Here is a 21,034-nt window from a genome sequence, read left to right as displayed (position 1 = left end):
GATGAAGCAACTGTTTCCAATTCGCCATGTGATGGGTTTCTTAGCCTCTCTTGTCCTTTCTGTGGCTGCACTTGCCGTAATCTATCTGGATCTATCCAATACTGCAAACATGGCTATCCTGCTTGTTACAGCCCTCATTCAGGCTTCCCTGCAGCTCTTCCTGTTCATGCATATTGGAGAATCAGCGGATACCAAGAAAGAACTTTATATCAATATCGCCTATGCCTTATTCGTTGGCTTAGTTACGATCTTTGGTACGCTCTTCATCTTCGTATGGGGCTGGTATGCTTAATTCCATTCAATAACACACAAAAGGACGTCTCCAAAGCCTAAATGGCTCTGGGACGTCCTTTTTTTCATTTCGCGTTATAATCTAAATCGCGCTAAAGTCTTCTGCAGATCTTCCGCCAGCACCGCTAAATACTGAGCTGATGCGGACATTTCCTCCATAGCAGACAGTTGCTGCTGACTAGCTGCACTGGTGTCCTGAACACCCACTGCCCCTCTATTGGATATAGCATTGACCTGTTCCATTGCTGCCGCTACACCTTGTGACTCTAAGGAGACATGTGCAACCGCCTCTCTAATCTCTTCCGTCTGCAGCGTAGCCTCTTTAATGGAACTTTGAATCTCATGAAACGCTTGAGATACGAACTGACTTTGAACTACGCCGTTAGAGACTAGTTCAGAGCCTGAAGCCATTGATTCTACTGCTTTTTCAGTTTGCTTTTGAATATGCGTAATAATATCTGTTACTTTCAGTGAACTGTTTCGCGTCGCTTCTGCAAGCCCCCGAATTTCTCCAGCAACTACAGCAAAGCCACGTCCATGTTCTCCAGCTCTCGCTGCCTCGATTGAAGCATTAAGCGCCAGCAAGTTTGTCTGTGTTGCAATTCCGTTAATCGTAGTAATTATTGTATTTATATCCTGTGACAGCTCCCCAAGGTTACTAATAATCTCTTGGCTCTGAGTTACGCTGGAGTCGATTTCCTTCATCTGTTCAATAATGTTATCTACGGCGATTACCCCTCGATCTGTTGAACCAGAAGCAACTCCCATAAGGTCGGACATTTCAAAACTGCTACTTTCTACGGCCGAAATATTATTGGTCATAGCTTGTATAGATTGAGAGGTACGATTAATGCTTTCCGTCTGTTCATCAAAGCCCGCTGCAATCTCACCTGAAGATTCGGCGATCATTTGCGAAGCCAGCGAGGTCTGCTCAGCACTAGCGCTCATCTCTTGCGATGAGGCTGATAACAGCTCTGCACTCTCCGCGATACCTTGCATCATCTTTCGTAAGCTCTCCAGCATATTGTTAAATGAGCTATTAATTTGGCCGATTTCATCCTTAGCGGTATACGTTGCTATGACGGTTAAATCTCCATTTTCCGCCCGCTTCATCAAACCTTGCAGTTCCTTAAGAGGTTTCGTAATCAGTCGAATGATTGCAACACTAAGCACGATACAAATAATCCAAGAGAACGATATCAATACTATACTTTTAGTCTTCATTCTTTCAGAGGAAGCAGTGGACTCTAAGTTATATTCTCCAGCTCCCTTTAGCAACGAATCGCTTATTCCTTTAAGCATATTGATCATTTTCTCACGAGAAATACTAAAATCCCCCGTGAATACTTGAAAGGCCTCTTCTCTACCTTTGCTATCGGCAATCTGAATAATACTGTCCCTTTGTGCACGATAGTCTGTTAGGGAGGACTCATATTCCTTTATTTTGCTCAAAATGGCACTATCATTGTACTGGACGGTCTTCAGCTTGTTCAATAGATCATTATTTTCCTGAACTTTTCCCTTAATGCTCTCTAACAAGTCTTTGTTCTTGTTTGCATCAACGCTAATCAAACGCTCCAAAAGAAAGGCTTCAATGGCCCGATTATTTGTACGCATTTGCCCCACGTAAGAAATTGGCAACAAGTTTTCATTGTACGTCTCTTTTGTTTTTTGGGTCATTTTGTCCATGGTGGTAAAGCCAGTTACCCCCACGATGTTCAACATGACTACAGAAAATACTAAAAGAATCCCAATCTTGAACTTCACTTTCATATTCTTCATCTACATTCCGCCTTCACATAATCTAACTCACTATCTATTTTTATCGGTTAAAGAAGTGAATTGTTTGATGATTTTAAATAAAATTATGAATGAAATTGTCGAAAAAAAGTGTCTGTTGTCAAATATTGCAACGAACGAAAATAAAAACGGACACTCGATCCGCTAATACTCCGAATCGCAGTGCCCGTCTTACGATTAATCAAACGCTTATTCACCCGATGAATAGTACCAATATACCGTATCACCGTTCTCTAAAATGTAGCTGTCTGCACTTATACTTGGATCAGCATCTCTATTTGTCTTGTACTTCCATCCACTGCTAGGTCCGCCATCAAATTCGGCCAAACCATCTATAGATTTCACGTATTTACTACCAGCGTTTCCGGATGATACTACCTTATCCCCTAATTGACTGATCAGTAAGCTATAAGCTGTCTCACCTTCTTTTAGAGCTACTGTAGTATTGTTAAGGATCGTTCCCTTCTTGCTATCCCCAATGACTGACAGGGTGGCCGTAGCTTTAGCGGGAGTAACAACACCTGAAGCCATGTTTAGTGACTGAGTATAACGAGCCACACTAGGCACACTATTTTTAGCATATCCGGTAACAATGATCGTATAGGTATTCTCTGGTAGACCTTGGTCAAATGCAGCTACACCCTTGGCATTTGTGGTCGCCTTCTGATCACCGATCAAGACCTGCACGCCAGCGGCTGGAGAAGTCACTGGATCGGAAGTAAAGGTATCCTTATTCCACACCCATTTTTTCTGAGAAACTGTTACTGTGAAAGCTTCACCCGGCTTCGGCTGTGCAGGAGATACAACAGCAGTATCAACAACCTGTGTGGTTTCTCCGGCATAATAGACAAGAACACGGTCGGATTCCTGTAATTCAAAGCTGTCCATGCCCACACTAGGATAGATCCATTCTCCGCTGCGCCATACAACGAAGCTCCACCAACCGTCATAAAGACCTTGCGTAATGCCATGAATGCCAGATACAAAATTACCATACGACGATTTCGTGATATCTACTTTAAAATCCTTAGACGCCCCCAATTGCTGCAGTGCTTCAAGCGCATTGGAAGCCTTTAAAGTCCCCTCACCGATCAGCCCTTGCGGACCTTCAACGGTAAGTGAAGCCGTTACATTCTTTGGAATCACCTTTAGATCTTGAGTATATTTAGCAATCGATGGTGCTTTTCCTTCACGATAGCCTGTTACAGTCAGCTTGTAGTCACCTGCTGGAACATTCCCTGAGAATAACGCTTCACCTTTTGCGTTCGTTGTTACGATGCGATTTCCAATTTGGACCTGAACGCCAGAAGCTTTGGCGATTACCGGAGAGGACGTATTCGTTACAGCGTCCCATTTCCATGTCTTACTAGTCACTATTACAGTAAAAGAATCGCCCTCTTTGAGGCTTGGCTTGGACACCGTTACCGAATCAACAAGTTTAGTATCATCTCCGGCATAATAGACCAGAACCTGATCTGAATCTTTAAGCACAAAATCGTTCATTCCAACATCTGGATTAATCCATTGACCATTACGGGATACAACATACATCCAACCATCGTAACCGCCATAGGTTCCAGCCAGAATACTTCCAATTCCAGTGACATAAGCACCGGAAGGATTCGTGATTGGCAATTTCGTCTGAAGAGCCAGCTTTTCTAGTGCACCTAATACGTTGCCAGCATATCCATATCCCTGTGCTAAAGTACTCTCAGGACCCTCTACAGTAATCGGTGCATAGATAAGTGCATTCTGAACGGATGACTTAGAAAAATCGTACAGTTTACTGTTGCTGCCTTTATGGAGTAGATTGTAAGCTACAAGCGCCTGAAGGCCCTGTTCTGTAGCCAGAATATTGCTGCTTCCGCCACGGCTATGAGCGAAGCTGCCGTCAGCGAGACGGTAGCTCAGTAGATTACCGATCAAACTCACTTTATTCTTGGTATATTCTAACCCACTTGGATCTACACCAAAGGATGTGAGACCTAGAATAGCTTGTGCTGCACTTTCAGCACTATCTCCGTAACCTCCATGGCTATCCTGAGCTTTGGATAACCAAGATACGGCTTGTAGTCCTGCTGTGTAAGCTTCCGGATTACTCTTATGTGCCGATAGAGCGGTCAAAGCTATTGCTGTCATATCGGGCTCACTGGCGCCTGTAGTTAAGGCAAAGCCACCGTCTTGATTTTGCTTGGAAAGAATCTCAGCAAGAAGCTTATCCGTTGTCCATTTAGCATCTTTAGGAATATTATATTTCCCTGAGTCCAGTGCGAGCAAAGCATAAACCGGATTATTAAGCGTCTGTCCACTGATTTTGTCATGATTATAGATCTTCTCTATTAAGTTATAGCCAGGACTTGTTCCGCTTCCAGCAAAGCTGGTAGGATCGGCTCCTATTGCTCTTACTGCGAGTACGATTCTCGCGTAATCCGTTACGCTCGCGAAATTCCCCTCTGCATCTTTCACCTTTTTCTCAAGAGCTGCTCGATAACTTACTGGCAGCTTGTATCCCGCTTGAGCCAGTCCAATCGCTTGCCAATCCGACTGCACGCCACCCTTTAAAATAAATTCCGCAGCCGTATAGGTCGCATCCGCAACATTAATCCGTTCTACATTAGCAGCAGAATCGCCAGATGCTTCCTGCCCGGAGCTAACGCCCGCCTCCGCAAAGATGGTTCCTGCCGGAGCAAGAGATGTTCCAAGAATCGATATGACCATGAATACGGCCAGTCCAAGTACAAAAAACCTGGAGGAGAATATTTTCTTCATTGTTCAGCCTCTTTCTTTAAAGGAATGGATACTACACAAAATAAGAGCGCACAACATAAAGACCGCCCCTATGAAGGGCGGCCCGGGAAGATAACAAATCGAGGCTGGGGCGCGTGAACCTCTACGACCACACAGTCTATCTGTATATGTTCCACATTCTTACCCCACGAAGAATAGAAACGCTCACGAAAAAGGCAGGTCTCCTGGCTAATGCTTCATTGCCGCTCTTCACCTTCCCGTCCTAACTGCTGACAGTGGTTCATAGAAGAGACGCTCCGCATTTACAGTGGCGGGACCGCGCCGGAATTTTACACCGGACTTCCCTTTTAAGCAGACTCTGATTTAGGGGAGTCTGCACCTTTTCCAATATGTATTATCTTATTTTCATAATCATATCTATTAATACACAGCATGTCTATAGAAAAGCTTTGTATGAGCAACAAAAAAAGAACAGCAGAACCAAACCTTTCGGTATCGTCCTGCTGATCAGAAATTACTTTATTCGGCTGTTCCTTCCGGACTTGCAGTCGCTGAAGGTTCAGCACTTGAGTTAACACCCGTTGTATCCTTTGGAGCGGGATCTACGATCAACGTAAATCTACCAGCCTTGATCATGCTATGCTCGACGATTGTCGCACCCGGCTCCATAGTAACCTCCACCTGATAGGAAGGTTGCTCACCTTCTGTAATAGCTGTCGCGGACGGCACAACTGTGCTGCCCTCTGCATCAGAGGAAGGTGTAGGAGATGGAGAGGCCTCGTCTGCAGTATTAGTAGCATCTACGCCTTCCGCCGTCCCCGCAGTCGTATCAGCGGCGTTCGTATCGCCAGATAAGTCTCCATCCGTTGACGGCACTGAACAAGTCCCAGTGCTAGCAGCAACCTTAAAGCTCTTATCCACTACATCGGATGAAGTCATTAAACTAATCTCCGTCGGATTAAATTGCACACAATCATCCGCGTTGGCAAACGTGAACACCAATACACTGCTTCCTTTATCTCCTTCGGTACCTAGATCCTTCAGGTATACGGAAGCCGGAGGAAGCATACTGCCTGCACTCTGAACAGGTGTCGGTGCAGGGGTTGTCCCAGGCAGGGCCGTCTTCCGATCTTCCGGACGCAGCATACTGAACACGATAATTGCGATAATCACCAGAATGCCTGTGATGGAACCGGAGATCAGGAGTCGAAATCGGCTGCGGCTGATCCAGCGCGCCAGCGGGGAAGCCAGCTGGGAGCGAGCCTCATTGTAGACATTTTGTAGAGCAGGCCGAGCTGTAGCGACATAGCTTTTACGAAATTCACGATTCTTGAATGCCTCGCGGTCACTGCTCTGGAAATACTTCAGAATCGCCCGGCGGTATCCCGGGTGAAGTTTTTTATTCGATATCGTAAATAAAGAATTTCCTTGAGACCATGCAAAGAATCGATAGATCACATCCTTGTCGTTACCAGCTTTATGCTTAACTAACTCCAGCAATGCGTCATAATCCAGCGGACCACCCTCGCGTTGACTCGTGTAGTAGAAAGCTAGTGGAAGACGTTCAAACGGTTCTAACACCCGAGCTTCCTTTAGTAAACGGCGACCGAGCAGCTGTACATCATCCAGCTCCTTCGGAGACAAGCCTGCAAATATCTCTTCATTCGGCTTCTCTTCACCAAACCAGCGATAAGCAGCGCGGAGTGCATTTTCTTTCTGCTTGCTAATTCTATCTAGTGGCGGCTGCCAATCCACGACATTGCCATAACGTAAGAAAACAACCTCTAATAAGTCCTCCTGCGTCATTTCAGTAAGAGATAGTCGATTCAGCAAGAATCTGTCTGCAGATGCTGCAAGATCCTGCATGAGCGAGAGTACTTTAGGAGATACGCCTGTCCCTCTACGTCGATCTTTCTCCGCTTTATCTACAGCGCTATGAATTTCCGCCACCGCAGCAACTGGATCCGTCTCCAGTTGTAGCTTTTCTAGCAAGTAATCCCTTACTGCATCCTGAGCAAAAGGTTGCTCTAACGCAGCCGGCAGAAAACGGCCCCAATGGAGTACAAAATTCAGAATGTCCACAGATTTAGATGCAGCAATTAGTCTTGACTCCATATAAGGCTCTAATAACTGCTTGCGGAAGTACGATTCAGACATTACCCGTTGAAAAAACGCAGCACTTAGCTCATCATTATTTTCAATGATCCCGTAAGCTGCATTAAGAACATCTTTGCGTCCCGCTTCCACGCTATGAAGCATTCCATTAATGAAATAATCAACGATTCTGACTTTGTAATTATGATCCTTGAGCATAAAATAATCTTTAAAGCACTCCATAATAGCAGGCTCTGGAACATTCCTTTGCCGGACTAAATCAAATTCTCGGTCGAACCGCTCCAAGAAAATATCGTTCAGTCGGATTCTGGAATGAATAGCACCCTCCGCCTTAAGGTAAGAGAGCAATCCGCTTAGCACCGCGCTCTTATTCTCTGTATATAAATGCTCATTCCCCTGCTCAATCTCATAAAATACAGCTAACTCATTATAAAAAGCGAGCGATAGCTTATGCTCAGGGCTTTCTCCACGCAGGATCTGATCAGCAAAACTTACGAAATCGTCAAGATCCCCTGGATTTAGAAGTAACAGCTTCCAAACCAAATCAGCATACGGCTGACGAGACTCTCCAAAATCCACATTCCCCATCCGACCTGAAACCAAATCAAATGTAAAATCCTTCTCGATGTTGCGATCACCGGGACGAAGCGAACCTTTTTCCACAAAGCTAAGATGAATATATTTACGGCTTTGCGGTTCATTGGCATACGTAATCACGCCTAATCTACGGCGGAATTCATACGGCAGCACGCTATATAAAATCTCTGTAAGCTCCACCGCACGTGCGGACAACTCCGTGATAGATACATTAAGGGCAATATAGATTTTTTTCTTACCTGCCACAGAGAGCATCACCGCTTGCAGCAATGCCTTAAATATTCCTTCATTAATTCCTAACAAGCGTAAGCCCGCTATAGGATCAGGGCGACGATCCGTACGTATAACTGGAATATCAGACAGCTCCGGCAAGGTTCCGCCTAGCTCTCCGTCATAGCTTCTTGCGAAATCAGCATGTAGCCAATCTCCGTAGTTCTGAACAATCTCTTCTGATCGTGAGGCAGGAACTACAAAGTTATGTGCGAAAAAAGCGCTGCGTTGGCCCGTAAAATCCGTTGCTTGATAACGACTCATCCCAATGACTGTGTCGCCATTCTCTGCATGGAACAGGTGCAGCGCACTAGGATATACAGACTCATCCTTCTCTCCGCGCGCAGCCAGCTCAGCCGGAGCATCATAGAGGCAGAAGGGATGCAGTGTTTTTTTGATAAAATTATTGTCTAGACTGTCCGACTTCGCGACCGTATCAAAGCCTTCTGTGGAACGAAACAATCCGCGGCGTTCGCGGGTGTACATCTGTTGGGCGATCTTAGACCCTGAGAATGCATTCACGGGCCGTCGCTCCCCTCAATATACTTCAGCTTATGCAGCAGCCAAATAAATGGCTCGTCTACACGAATCGGGCTTACCACACCCTCAATCTTCTGATTTACAGGATTACTGCCCAGAGCAGATACCGCAAAATAGCCCGTATTTGAGAAGTAAACATCCATCGTATCTTTAAAAGGTCTGTCCACTTTACCAATAAATCTGCGAATCTCTCCGTCGATATTATGGAACTCATCCATATTCAATGTTTTGCGATGAACATAGTTATTGAATACATTACTGTTAGACTTGATGTAATCGCCATCCTCATCCTTCAGCGAATGCAGCATATCACTTTTTGCAAGAACGACTGCTGTTGGAATGTCTGTTTTGCTCTTTTCCTGATAGGCGATAAAATCACCGAACATTGTCAGCACAACGTCACGCGGCTCGTCATATTGCGAGACCCATTCTCCCGGACGATCGCCGATATTAATATGAATCTTCTCACGGATCGAACGGATTTGCAGCGGATCGACCATAAACAGAATACCGGCAGAGTTCTTGATATGCTGACCATGTAGTCCCAGATAATCCTGATCCACCATACCCTCACCTGCTACATCGAAGAACACGAGTGTCAGCGGCGGCTTCTCTTCATCCTTAAAGACGAATTGAAAAATAAACGGCTCTTGCATTTTTTCCTTTTGTGTAGAAGCAAGCAGATCCCCACGCTCAAAAAGCGGTTCTTCATATAGCGTACGGAACTTGCGGCTAATCTCTGCATTAAGCGGCATACAAGCGGCATCAAAATGACCTGCTGTCGTATGCTGCAAGGTATGAATCAGCGCGGTCATATACACCGACTTCCCGACTTGGGAAGCACCGATAATCGAGATAATGTTACTAGGAACTTTACCTGCAGTCACAGGCAGCTCGTTATGACAGGATGGACAAAGCCGTCTGCGTGTGAGCACTCCATAGCGATCCGTAAGCCCTGTTAACACATGATCGGTATAATGATGGTATTCTTCCGGAATATCCGCCGGATTAATGATCGCTTCTATGTCATCCACCGTATCGAGCCCAAAGCGCTCACGGTATTTATTTAAGGCGTCATCCTCGCCCAGCGCGTAATTCTCATCGTCCTCTCGGCTATGCATAGCCCGAAAGACCACATCCTCCGGAGAGAACTTGGTGAAGCAATAAGGACACACTATATCGTAAAAAAGCGGCCTTGGCTCCGGCTGATTCTTTTTCATAAAACGGCTAAAAAAAGACATCTACTCATCCTCCCAAAAGTTGTATCTGCGTATCTTGCTACGGACAGGCAATGTCCAACATTCGCTTGTACGCGTAGACTGATATCTTACTCCGGCACCAACTCGTAATAAAGCCCATACTTAGGACCATCGGTGAAAAAGATGCGTACAAAATCATCCTTACCGATCTCGATCGGCGGGAGTACGTTTCGTCCAGGGGCGAAATCTTGCACAAAGGGAAAGAGAATACCATCCTCTTTCCCTGCGGGATGTCCTCCCCGTTTCTTAACATAACAGAGGACATCCCGGGCTACTGGAACTTCTGCCGTAATTGCCATATGTACGGTCTTTTGTTTTCCGAATAATCCTCTTTTTTGTTGAATGGAATAATAAATTCTGGCTTTGCCTGCACTGACCACCACACGGTTCGCACCGTCACTTTGCCTCACCAGCAGTGTCTCTCCGTTCTCAGCAAGGCGAGCAAATATGGTATAGGAGACTAGGCCGATCTCATCCAATCGGTCACGGTATCCATTGTTAGACTTGTATTCCTCACGAGTATAGAGCTTCATTCCGACCGGCGGAATATCTCCTGTTCCCATGGAAGCCTCTTCTGCGGAGGTCTTGTGGATGTACACTGCCTGCACGCCGTCCGGCCAGCGCCATCTCAGCGCACAGAACCGGTCATCCACTTGAGATGTCACATCCGTTATTACCAGAGCGGAAACATTATCCTCGGCGTACCTCATTACTGTAAGCCCCTTTCAACTACTAGAATCCTTTGCTGTTCCGATTTCTCCGTCGGCCAGGAAAGCTTTCTGACGTTGGAGTTGACGCTGCATTATTTCTTTTATTACGGTAAATACGTCCTTCTCCTACCGGAATGACGCCTGTAAATAATGAGATGATTGCAGCCAATATAAGAACAGCTAGGAGGCGAATAAGTCCATCAGTGAAATTATGACCGCTAAGTCCGAATTCCAGAACAAGTCCTGCGAACAACCCTGAGATTACGCCGCCAATCCCGAAGCTTTTTGCTAAATGACGATTATCAAACATAATGCCAAGTCCGAGTCCAAGTCCAGCACCGATTAGCATCAGCGACAAAATACGAACTGCAGCATAGTATGGACTATCTGCTGTAGCATCACTGCGCACCGTAAGCAATGTACGATCTCCCAAACGATCATAGATTTGCTGGAATACATCACCCAAAAGGGCCGTATCTGTCACATCATAATAGTGACCGCCTGTTATTTTCGCAATATCCTGCAGCAACTGGGTACCCGCAGGATCCTGCATCCCCAGACCAATGGTATTTACAGCAATTCCACGATCTATATAGGTCTGCAATTCTCGTGAAGTATCGAAATTGCTTACGCCATCCGACAGCAAAATGACCATAGCGCCCTGATTCTTTTTGCCGTCACTGTCTATCTCTTTAAGTGCTTCCGAAATCGCACCGCTAATGTTCGTGCCACCCTCAGTTGGCTTCAAATTATCAATTGCAGTCAGCACCTTCTCACGATTCTGCGAATCTGAGAGTGGTGTTAACGGCTGGACGACTACTGCTTCGTGGTTAAATGTCACCACCGCTACCTGATTGTCGTTGTCCATTCTCGCAATTAACGCCTTAGCGGCTGAATAACGGCTGTTATCAGGATCACTCTGCGCCATACTGCCAGAGTCATCGATAGCCATAACTACATTCTTAATCGGCTTCACACCGCCAAAATTCAGCTCATAAACAAACTCCGTTAATGCACCTACCCCAAGTGCAAGTACAAGCATTATTGGCAGCAGCTTCCAGGATAGACCTAGGTAGCGCTGCTTCCATGAGGCTCCGTTTAACCGAGGCGAGATCATCTCCGCTAGCAGGCAACCGATACCGATACCGAGCGCTACTATGGCAAAATAAATGCCTACGAGCAAAATGGAAGGCATATCATTGTACCAGCTTAGCAGCCACTCTCCAAAAAGAAAGGCGACCCCGCCGCCGATCAGACTGAAGAAGAGCAGGAGCAGATTGATTTTTCGCTGCATCTTTATACTTCCTTTCCGGGAGAAACCTGAATTGTACTCCTATGGTTTTAACATTGTTCGGGGGTTATGCTGCCTGATAAACGGGCTACCCGGATGTGTTATCATCCCCCAGATTGCACTTTGTGCAATAGAATGGAACAGAAATCACATCTATTTCAATTCTATTGCATAATGTGCATTGGAAATAAGGAGAAATGTCCCTATTTCAGATATCTTCTTAAATCTAATGTACTAAATACAATAGAACTCTAATTAAAGGCTGTATCCGATGATTCTATTGCACAAACTACAATAAGAGACTCAACATGAGAGTACCTATCTATTACGCCATCAGCGCATTTCTGGAAGCTGATCCTCACTCAATCCATGAAGCTGATAGCCATTCTGAGCGTACGTTTCATAATAAACCTTACCATTACGGTAATAGAGCAGATCCTCTAAATGGAAACCGCCCATCAGATTTAGCTTCTCCACTCCACTTCTACGCTGTTCATGCACGAAGCCTAAGCGGTAAATGCGAGTCGTCTCATCCACACCAAATGCGTAACGCAGAAATTCAGATGCGCTGTCTCCGAAGAAATATTTTTCCTCATGACGATGCTCTTGCGTGTATTCGAACAGACGAACATTGATCGTCGCGCCATCCTCCAGATTATGATACAGACGCTTGAACAGCTCTTCCTTCGATAGAACCTGACGGTTCTCATAAGCAGCCGCAACATTCGCACGCCGCAGAAGCTCTTCCTCGAAAGATAGGGCAAACGGATCTGCCGCTAATATTTCCCGTTGGCAAATGCTAATCAAGCGCTCCGCTACCGCTTCTTTGCCTTGCTCTAAGAGCTTAGAAATGCTGCCCATATACTTCTCACTGAAGAAAATCCCTGGGCCACGCCGAGTTTCGATCTCTTTCATCACTTCTTCTGTGACGACTCGGTAGTATTCCATCACGTTCTGGCCAGTGGTTTCGTTCGTTCGCCCAATGCTGTCCATCACAGTAATACGCAGCTCTTCTTCGAGCGTCTCCATAGCTTTCACACGAGCCACACTTTCCACATGAAGCTGCTCAAGCGCAGATTCCAAACGACTGCATAGCGCAAGCTCACTTTCCATACATAACAGCTCATATCTTTTACCATAAACCGCTGAGAATAAATAATGAATGAAGTTACGTACCGTTCGTTTGTCAAAAAGAGGCACTCGCTGGAACGGCTGGCGCTCCACACTTTCCGCATAAAGATCTTCAAGCTCATCCTGTGCGGAGACCATTGCTGAACGTAGTCCAGTCATATGCTGACGTAAAGCATGCAACACACTGCCACCCTCATCGCGATCAGCTGTCCACTCCGCAAGCTGATAGAATGTTACTGCTGGCGTAGCTGTTTCCTGTGCCGCCAATATAGTGCGCCATCCACGAAGCGGATGAATACCTTCTACTCTCCGGTTAGACTCTGCGACAAAATTATTGCGGAAATAAGCTTCTCCCCCGTCACCGAACAGCTGCTGTTCAGCTTCACGTAGTGATAACTGCTTCAGCTCATTGTAGGACGGACGCCCGTGGCTCATTAGCCCCGTCATTTCACTAAGGCCGTCTTTCTCCGGAACTAGCTGCGTCGCATGCTCCCGCAAACTGTCAGGATCCAGTCCTAATAGGGATTGACGCTCACGCATAGTCCACGGACTCCCCTCACGCATATCCGCTGCAAGGCGCCGGAAAGTGTGATACAGCACTGCCAATGCAATCTGAACATTAGGTCTTCTTACTCCAGAAAAGCCCGCAGAAGCATACCCTTGTCTTCCTGTACTGCCTCTGATACCGCTTTTGAAAGTCATATTGTTATAGCCACCGTGTCCGGTTGCCTGATCAGAAGTCGGACGGACACGATTCTTAAGTAGACTGATATGGGAGATGATCTCATAGTTATCATCCATGCCGTGAGCAGACATCATGCCGCGCTCATTCTTATCAGAGAGCAAATACACAAGGTCAAATAATGCAGAAGGACCATGGCCAACCGGAATCGACAGACCATCTTCGGTTACAAGCAGCGGTGCATTAAACGTATAGTCCGTTGCTTGCATTCTGTCCAATTCACGCAGAAAAGCCAGCCCTACCGAGCTGGAATATCCAAAATTATCCCCTTGCTCCCGCTCATTGATTAGAGCGTAGAGATCCGTCTGAACCGACTTAAAGGACTGGCTGAGTATTGCACGAGCCAGCAGTGTAATTTCCGGCAACAATACATTAAGCGGGTCATCGACCCGCGTAATGATTGAAAGATGAATCACGTCAAAAGATGAATATAGACGTCCATAATCCGCTATACTGTTGCTCAGCCGCCGGACAACTTTATTCATTTCAGCAAGATAACGTGTATCCTCATGAAACTTGCGGTAAAGCTCATGACGCACAGTCCGTGGATCTGACCCTGCCATATCCGGCAAGGCCATGGCCAGCACCCGGTCTCTTCCTCCCGCATCAGATCCACTTTTGCTTCTGTCTGTTCCCTCGCTCTTCGCACCTGAGACAGCATGTAATGCCATAACACCGCCGGCGTTATCCCATTTCCGTTCGCAGCTATCCAGCACCGGACCGATAGCCGGAGCAACCTTGTCGCCTACGAACAGAAACAGGGCAGGGTAATGGATGCTGCTGCGTCCATCCCCCATGCTGCGCCTTGCCTCTTCCTGTGCCGCATATTGTTCACCATAAGATAATACCTGTGTTTTGATCATAGGATTATTTCAACTTTCTGCGGATACTGCCCAGCTTACTTGTCATGCTCTTGTAGAAGCTGTACATTTCATCGCCGCTCTCATACTCTACCCGTTCGTACTCCAAGCTGTCGCGTGCTTCCAGGAACGATACATACAATCCTTCCAGCTTATAGAGCAATGGAGTAACATCCTCAGCAGCAGTCATTTCACTTGCACGACGAGCTGCCTTACGCAGCAGAACGCTGCGGCTCTTCTCATCCAGCTCCCGGAAATGGCGATACACGGCATATTCCACGTAGCTGCGCTCTTTCATCAAATTGGCAAACGGCTCCCAAGCGTCCTCTTCTTCATCACGATCATAAACATAGAGAGCGCCTTTCTTGATAATGCTGTCCGTGTAGAGCGCCTCGATGAATTGATCCATCCACTTATCTTCATCCAAATATTGATGGAGCAGACTTTCAAGCTCAGCAGCTTTGGCAGTCAGTTCAGCATACTTGGCTAGCTCCGCGCGAACACGAGAAATGAGCTGTGGTGAACGTATAAGATTCTCCTGCGCCATTTCTTTGTTAATGCTGCCAAAGATATCTTTAATGCTTTCCCGCTCCAAGCCCTTCTCACGCAGATTCTTAAGTTCATCAGCCGCCTTCTTCACTTCGCCGAGATTCGGACGTGAAGAATTCAACTGCAAATCAAATCCGCTCAAAAGAGCATCCATATCAAATGGTTTCGTGAACACTACAGAATATCTGTTGCTTGTATTCTCGTCTACACCTTTTTCGATAATCACGCCGCTGGCCAACGCTTTTGCAAAGTCTGCACGCACACGGGCGTTATAATCACGGACACGGGCATTAACATAGGTGTCACCCCATGATTTTTCCGGAATCGGAGAAGGCAGGTACGTCCAGTTGTTCTTATCCGTCATCACCAGATGGCGGCCGATCCCTTCCTTATCAAGAATGGTCCGCTCATAGTTCTCTTCAAACACCCGCAGCGGCGTGTATACGAAGAGTGGCACACCATTACGGGTGTTAAGCCAGAAAATACGGTTTTTCACTTGGCTTTCTTTGATCGTAAATTGCGATTTACCCAGCGCATTATTCTGATAATTACGAATCCCCTTCAGAATACCAGGTGCTTTAACAGGCACGGAAACGAAGCCCCATGATGGAAAATGCAAGCTGCCTGAGCTATTACTAAGGTGGAAGGTAGGCACAGCCTCTTCGTCCAACTTACCTGCGATAATTCGCTCTACGAATTTATCTAGCGGTTCTTCATGACCGAATTTCATCACAAGGAAGTCTTCCATCGAACGGGTGATCAAATCCCCGAACTTATCGCTTAGGAACTCCGAAATCGAACGAACGATATCAATCTCCTGTTCTTTGACCCAACGTCCGGAATGCTTCAGCATTTCACGGGTGAAGTCGCGAATCAGATCGTCGCCATCCTTCTGATCCATGATTTTGGAGATGGTCGCCGAAATGTCCGGCACGTTAACAATGTTCCAATAATACGTTTTGTTTCCTTTATAATCCGCCTGCTCTTCACCATTGATAAGGATGTCTCCATTCTTGGCAAAAATCGAGCTAAGCGCACTAAGAATCTCTGTAAACACACCATAAATCCGATTGTTTTCATCATTTAAGAGCTCATATAAGTCCTCATAGAATTGAATCATTTGCTCTGTGCGTTCTACATCGGCATGCAACCAATATTCATTGATTTTAGCTTCAATATAGGCATTTTTCTTCTTCTCTTTGGATACAAAAGCGCTGCGAGCATCGCTCAGCTTCTCATCCGCACTGTCCTGTGCCGTTTCAATATCGCGTGGCAAACGCAGCAAGCTTTCACGTAACGCTTCAATATAAGACTGAATCAGCTTCAAAATACAGAAGCCCTTCTCAGTGTACAGCAAACGGGAAACGTAGAACGGCCCTTGCTCTGGGTGCAGGAAGATGCGCTCCAGCTCTTCACTGAAACGTCCTACTATTTCGCCAGGCAATTGTTTTTTCGATTTGATATATTCTTCACGGGCACGAGCCAAGAAGTTCTGCTCCAGCTCTGTATCCATGCTCACAACCTGATTCTTAACTACGTTGGCATGGCTCAAGCGTTCACTGTTCTCGTAACCTGGCAATGGCTCAGGCACACGGGATTCAAACGTCTTAATCATACTGTCGAGATCTATCCCAAGCTTGCGCGCGAATTTCTCTACATCCTCTTGACCAGGCGCCTGTTGGAACATTTTTTCCATTTTGTCAAACAAGCGGAAGGCCAGATAAGTCGTCATTTCCTCAATCGGAAGCACGGCAGACGAGGCACCGATAATGTTGTACTCATAGTTAGCTGGATATGTCTTATTCATCTGCGCAATGTTGGTGCGGATATTACTGATATAGTCATGGATCGCGAATTCTTCACCAGACTGTTTTTCTTCACTTGCCATAAAGTTCGTGATGTTCTCCGCCGTTACATTCATACAGTAATCGTACGCATTCTCAAGCAGCTTACCTTCGGTATTCGTTGCAGAGATCAAATGGCATAGATTAAACGGAGGCAGCGGTGAATTCACCGTCAAAATATTACCGTATTGCTGTTGGAATCGCTCGCCACGACTGTCTACATTCATCCAGTAATCCAGCTCTTTTAGCGCCGCATAACCGTTCTTGCGAATATATTCACGCGGATGCTCACTTAGACTTTTATTAGACAGGTTCACGTCCGGTGTAAAGAGATAACCCAGTGTGTTCACACGGTCAATACCAGCTGATCCATAATCACGTTCAATAATACCGCGTACGATATACGCAATATCAAGGAAAGCTCCACTACCGGTACCCCCTGACAATCCTGTCAAAAGGAAGACCATCAGCTTTTTGTTAGTACCTACGGATAATGTCTTAATTTTCTTATCAATCGCGCCTACCACCTGATTAATCTTGGTGAACAAGAGCAGACGTCCGGCCTGGCGCACACCAGCAGCACCGTTCATACCATCCGTAATGCTCAGCTCAGGCGACAGCCAGTCCGTAATATACGAGTCAAGAATACTGCGATTCTGCAGCAATCCGCCGATCTCAGCATTCGCTAGTAATACAAATTCATTCTGAGGATCGAGCCCGATCCCTTTGTATTTTTTTCCGCGATCCTGTTCATTCGTCTCAAAAGCTAGGAACTCTACATTATCCGGCTTGTCCCGTTTCTTCTTGGATATCGGATCTTCCGGCAGCTTAAAGCGGCGGTTAATCTGATATTTAAGACGCAGCAGGGCATCAATGCCCGTGCCGCCTAGTCCAATAATCAGGATCGGATTATCAATCGTATCCACCCTTATCTTATCACTGACAATCCCTCCGCCTAGTGATACATCCAATTGCTGTATATGCTCTCTTACTACTGGTTTCATATGCTTATCCTCCTAAAAGTTTTGCGGAAGCTGTACTTCAGATCTCTTGCAAAACCACTTCTTTGGCATTTGATGCCTGCTATACTAAATATTCGAGATAAATCGTCTTATCTACCGTGTGTAGGGATACCGAAACGCGGTCACCACTCTTCAGCTCCAAACCACGTGAGGCATCCGCAGCACGTCCGGATCTCTCTACAGTAACACCTTCTCCGCTGCGTAGCAGCAATCGGTCGTTCTTAGCTGGTGTGAAAATAATACTTTCGCTTTCCTTCAGCTCAGGCGCTAATTGCAGCAGCTGATGAAGGGTAAATTTGCCTCTGAATCCAGCAAGCTTCTTATATTGTGGGTAGGTCTTCTCACCCGTATTGCCGTCTTTAACCTCGACTACCAGCTGTCCAACAAAACCGCGTGCCGATTTTTTATTCAGCACATACCATGCAGCAGCGGCAGCCAATACCAGAAGAATTCCGCCTATAATGTAATACAAGGTTTTGGACGAAGCTTCTTTCAAAGGTTCTTCTGTGCCATTCCCTGTCGAAGGACTTGTAGTAGCAGTGCCACCTGTCTTCGCGCTGATCTTTACAGGAGCACTTTCACGATAGAAACTGCTTTCCTCTGCACGAACCTTCAGCTCATAGTCATGGCTTTCTTTTACCTCGAAGGTGCCCTTAAAAACATTCCCGGAGTTATCCAGTTCGATTTCCTGCACATCACCTGTATCGATATCTGTAGCAAGCAGTACCGCCTTCATATCTTGATACAAATTACTGAGTGTTACCTGAGTACCATTGCTGAACAGGTGGGAGGTAATATCAATTTTATCACCTTTTTTATAGGTAGCTGATGGCAACGCATCGATCTTAAGCTCCAAATCATAGTTAAAAACTAGATTAATATCAATTTTATCCTTTGGCACACCTTTGACCTGAAGCTTCCAATCTCCTTCCTGCGGTGACAATAGCTTGATCAAGCTATAAGTGGAAGACTTGGACAGCACAACGTCCTTGGACGGGATGGCGACAGCATTTCCTGATGGATCCGTTAACTTAGCGGTCACAGGCTGAGACGACATAATTGAGATATTAGCTTCCAAAACACTGCCGTTAGGCACGTTGACGGTCACATCCTGATAATCCCCATTTGCAGTGATCGACTGCACAGGAACTACCTTCAGCTTCAGATGACTAGCAAAAATCTCACTGAGTATTTGCGGAAGATCATCCGCGGAGTCTGTCGAAAATGCTTTACCACCTGTCTCATTGGACAGATCGGCGAGTTTCTGTTTATTCAGTTTGCCGTCTGCATTAAGCCCAATCGTATAAATGGGATAGCCATTCTTCTTGGCGACCTCCACAGCGGCATTCAGTTCTTTATCCGATTCGCTCTGCGTCCGGCCTGTTGATTTGTTGAAATCGTTATTGCCATCCGCTAGCATTACGATGATTGGCTCATGATTCGGATCGCTGCCATTCTGGAGCACCTTCACAGCCTCTTCTACACCGACAGCAATGTCGGTATACGCTCCGCGGTCCAGTCCGTCAATAAAATCCTTCAAATCCTGCTTATCTGTCTCTGAACTAATTTGCAGCAGAGCTTTCTCCCGCTGCACTTTGTCGGTATAGGCAACAATACCTACTTTATCACCTTGGGTAGATAGCATATCTATGAACATTTTCATCGCTTCATTCGCGACCTTGTTCTTGTCACTAGTCTTCATGGAGTTGCTGACATCGATAAGAAGCACAGCATCAATGTGAGATTGCGCGGACGTTGCCGCATAGGCCTGAACAGCTGCAAAAGGTGAGGCAGCAAGACATAGAGCCAGCAGTAATGCCGGGAAGATACGTTGTAAAAGCGTCTTAGTTATTCTGTTACTTTGATATTTACGAAGCATAAATAGGGCTCCTCTTGTGTTATATTAGGCACATATGACAGGTTCAGCACTGTCGCTAAAATCTGTAAATAGTATGCCATTATGATATAATTAAACCTTGTAAACTTCAACTTTAGGACCGCCGGACCAAAGTAGCAATGCTGCATAGAATGATCATTCTATGCGCCATCCAGACTGCGAGGCGTCCATGAGAAAGGACTGTTCCATGATTTCATACGTCATTCTTGGGATTACGTTCCTAATTGCCGTAATTCAGATTTCCATCTATGCTTCACGCCAGCGTAAACCACTAACACGTGATGATATTAACGACCGCCTACTGGCCGCTTTGAACGGAGGCGATAAAGGCCGTGAATAAGAAAAGACCTGTTACCTTTCGGCCTTTCAAGGCCCCTCGTTACGCTTATGACAAGCTGCGCATTTGTCGCCACTGCGGGCAATACACCGCTCTCGGTGAAGATCGATGCACCAAATGCGGCAGAGCCTCACTTATTACGGTAGAGCAGCAAGCCGCATCCATTGCAGGAAGAAAAATGCATACACGCCTCCTATTCATCTTACTGCTCACATTAGCATCCGTCTATTTTGGAAATAGCATAGAGCAGATGATCCTGTGTGGTGCCGGAGGGGTTCTCCTCGCTGGACTATTGTACTATACGCAGCGAAAAGTACGGCAGAACGAGAATCTTCGTTCTCTTAACGAGCTGCTTGGCCGAGGGATCAGCATCATCAAAGAGGGGCTAGAGATCAACCGCCAGGAGGCTGTCTCCGTACTCCGTGAGGATGATGTCCTTGCCTACGAGAAGCTGCGTGAACTCTCCATCCTGCTTCGTGGTGACCGGATCGCACGGCAACGGATCGCCTTGCTGCATGGTTTTTTGCTTCGCAAGGACATGGATTTAGAACTGGAACAGCTACTTCTGAAGGATTTCGAGCCGCTGCTGGCCGAATATATCGGCGAGATCGCTAAAGTCCGCCCTGATCTGATCAAAGATCGTACACTGCGATACGTAAAGAACTATGAAGAAGAAATCCGTCATATGGATAATGGTATGACCATCCTTACGGGAGTTGCCGGAGCCGCAGTAAGAATGAAGCGTTATGCCCTGCTCTACTCCAGTATGATCAGCCGATACGTGCAAGATCTACCTAAAGACCGCTTTATGCGGTTGTCCAAACTCATTGCTGCGAATCCCCATGAACCATGGAACGGACTGGACCATAGAGTAGCTGACATTCGAGAAGCTAAATATCGCTGGGACCCGGAAGTTCAATAGACATTCTTATATTTCAAGAAGAAACGGCATTGGCATCTGTTATGGATGACAATCGTTTCTCGTAGAAATATAAGGATAAAGAATGATGTGAAACTATGCTTTCTTATAT

General features: G+C 46.2%; 12 protein-coding genes and 1 riboswitch. Of the genes, 3 read left to right on the top strand and 9 right to left on the bottom strand.

The window, feature by feature from the left end; all coding sequences use genetic code 11:
• Position 1: 1 nt before the first annotated feature.
• A complete protein-coding gene (gene qoxD, locus R50345_RS04260) occupies positions 2–292 on the top strand; it encodes a cytochrome aa3 quinol oxidase subunit IV (protein WP_036680878.1) in 291 nt (96 codons plus the stop codon).
• A gap of 74 nt (positions 293–366) precedes the next feature.
• Here qoxD and R50345_RS04255 read toward each other — a convergent pair whose 3' ends face one another.
• The 9 genes from R50345_RS04255 to R50345_RS04215 all read right to left on the bottom strand — a co-directional run bounded on the left by R50345_RS04255 (position 367) and on the right by R50345_RS04215 (position 19,648).
• Entirely contained in the window at positions 367–2,073 is a 1,707-nt protein-coding gene (locus tag R50345_RS04255; protein WP_042124372.1) for a methyl-accepting chemotaxis protein, read from the bottom strand.
• A gap of 207 nt (positions 2,074–2,280) precedes the next feature.
• Positions 2,281–4,860 (bottom strand): DUF4430 domain-containing protein, encoded by a 2,580-nt coding sequence (locus R50345_RS04250; RefSeq protein WP_042124370.1) that lies wholly within the window; start codon positions 4,858–4,860, stop codon positions 2,281–2,283.
• Positions 4,861–5,036: 176 nt separating this feature from the next.
• Positions 5,037–5,237, bottom strand: a riboswitch (cobalamin riboswitch).
• Between the two features lie 121 nt (positions 5,238–5,358).
• On the bottom strand, positions 5,359–8,343 hold the full coding sequence (locus R50345_RS04245; protein ID WP_052414459.1) for a GAP1-N2 domain-containing protein: 2,985 nt from the start codon (positions 8,341–8,343) through the stop codon (positions 5,359–5,361).
• Positions 8,340–9,602, bottom strand: coding sequence for a TRAFAC clade GTPase domain-containing protein (locus tag R50345_RS04240; RefSeq protein WP_042124368.1), 1,263 nt, complete (start codon positions 9,600–9,602; stop codon positions 8,340–8,342). Before R50345_RS04240 ends, R50345_RS04245 begins: the two co-directional genes overlap by 4 nt.
• An 86-nt stretch (positions 9,603–9,688) precedes the next feature.
• Complete coding sequence (locus R50345_RS04235) at positions 9,689–10,330, bottom strand: hypothetical protein (RefSeq protein WP_042124365.1); 642 nt, start codon at positions 10,328–10,330, stop codon at positions 9,689–9,691.
• A 22-nt stretch (positions 10,331–10,352) separates the two neighbouring features.
• Positions 10,353–11,624: a vWA domain-containing protein gene (locus R50345_RS04230; RefSeq protein WP_042124364.1), complete on the bottom strand. Its 1,272-nt coding sequence runs from the start codon at positions 11,622–11,624 to the stop codon at positions 10,353–10,355.
• Positions 11,625–11,954: 330 nt separating this feature from the next.
• Positions 11,955–14,357 carry a transcription initiation factor TFIID gene (locus R50345_RS04225; protein ID WP_042124362.1) on the bottom strand — a complete coding sequence of 801 codons (2,403 nt, stop codon included), beginning with the start codon at positions 14,355–14,357 and terminating at the stop codon, positions 11,955–11,957.
• 4 nt (positions 14,358–14,361) lie between these two features.
• Positions 14,362–17,751: a tubulin-like doman-containing protein gene (locus R50345_RS04220; protein WP_042124360.1), complete on the bottom strand. Its 3,390-nt coding sequence runs from the start codon at positions 17,749–17,751 to the stop codon at positions 14,362–14,364.
• A gap of 79 nt (positions 17,752–17,830) precedes the next feature.
• A complete protein-coding gene (locus R50345_RS04215) occupies positions 17,831–19,648 on the bottom strand; it encodes a vWA domain-containing protein (RefSeq protein WP_052414458.1) in 1,818 nt (605 codons plus the stop codon).
• A gap of 187 nt (positions 19,649–19,835) precedes the next feature.
• Between R50345_RS04215 and R50345_RS31120 the strand changes: the two genes are divergently transcribed.
• Both R50345_RS31120 and R50345_RS04210 read left to right on the top strand, forming a co-directional pair.
• Entirely contained in the window at positions 19,836–20,006 is a 171-nt protein-coding gene (locus tag R50345_RS31120; protein WP_231574047.1) for a hypothetical protein, read from the top strand.
• On the top strand, positions 19,999–20,925 hold the full coding sequence (locus R50345_RS04210) for a hypothetical protein (protein ID WP_042124358.1): 927 nt from the start codon (positions 19,999–20,001) through the stop codon (positions 20,923–20,925). Before R50345_RS31120 ends, R50345_RS04210 begins: the two co-directional genes overlap by 8 nt.
• The last annotated feature ends 109 nt before the right edge of the window (positions 20,926–21,034 follow it).

It is taken from the genome of Paenibacillus sp. FSL R5-0345 (genome assembly GCF_000758585.1).
Classification (GTDB): Bacteria; Bacillota; Bacilli; order Paenibacillales; family Paenibacillaceae; genus Paenibacillus_AQ.
Note: the sequence above shows the minus strand (reverse complement) of the source record. Positions and strands in the feature narration are given on the sequence as shown.

Coding starts and splice junctions, on each gene's coding strand:
- qoxD (WP_036680878.1), top strand. CDS start 2: ATGAAGCAACTGTTTCCAATTCGCCATGTGATGGGTTTCTTAGCCTCT.
- R50345_RS04255 (WP_042124372.1), bottom strand. CDS start 2,073: ATGAAGAATATGAAAGTGAAGTTCAAGATTGGGATTCTTTTAGTATTT.
- R50345_RS04250 (WP_042124370.1), bottom strand. CDS start 4,860: ATGAAGAAAATATTCTCCTCCAGGTTTTTTGTACTTGGACTGGCCGTA.
- R50345_RS04240 (WP_042124368.1), bottom strand. CDS start 9,602: ATGTCTTTTTTTAGCCGTTTTATGAAAAAGAATCAGCCGGAGCCAAGG.
- R50345_RS04235 (WP_042124365.1), bottom strand. CDS start 10,330: ATGAGGTACGCCGAGGATAATGTTTCCGCTCTGGTAATAACGGATGTG.
- R50345_RS04230 (WP_042124364.1), bottom strand. CDS start 11,624: ATGCAGCGAAAAATCAATCTGCTCCTGCTCTTCTTCAGTCTGATCGGC.
- R50345_RS04225 (WP_042124362.1), bottom strand. CDS start 14,357: ATGATCAAAACACAGGTATTATCTTATGGTGAACAATATGCGGCACAG.
- R50345_RS04220 (WP_042124360.1), bottom strand. CDS start 17,751: ATGAAACCAGTAGTAAGAGAGCATATACAGCAATTGGATGTATCACTA.
- R50345_RS04215 (WP_052414458.1), bottom strand. CDS start 19,648: ATGCTTCGTAAATATCAAAGTAACAGAATAACTAAGACGCTTTTACAA.
- R50345_RS31120 (WP_231574047.1), top strand. CDS start 19,836: ATGAGAAAGGACTGTTCCATGATTTCATACGTCATTCTTGGGATTACG.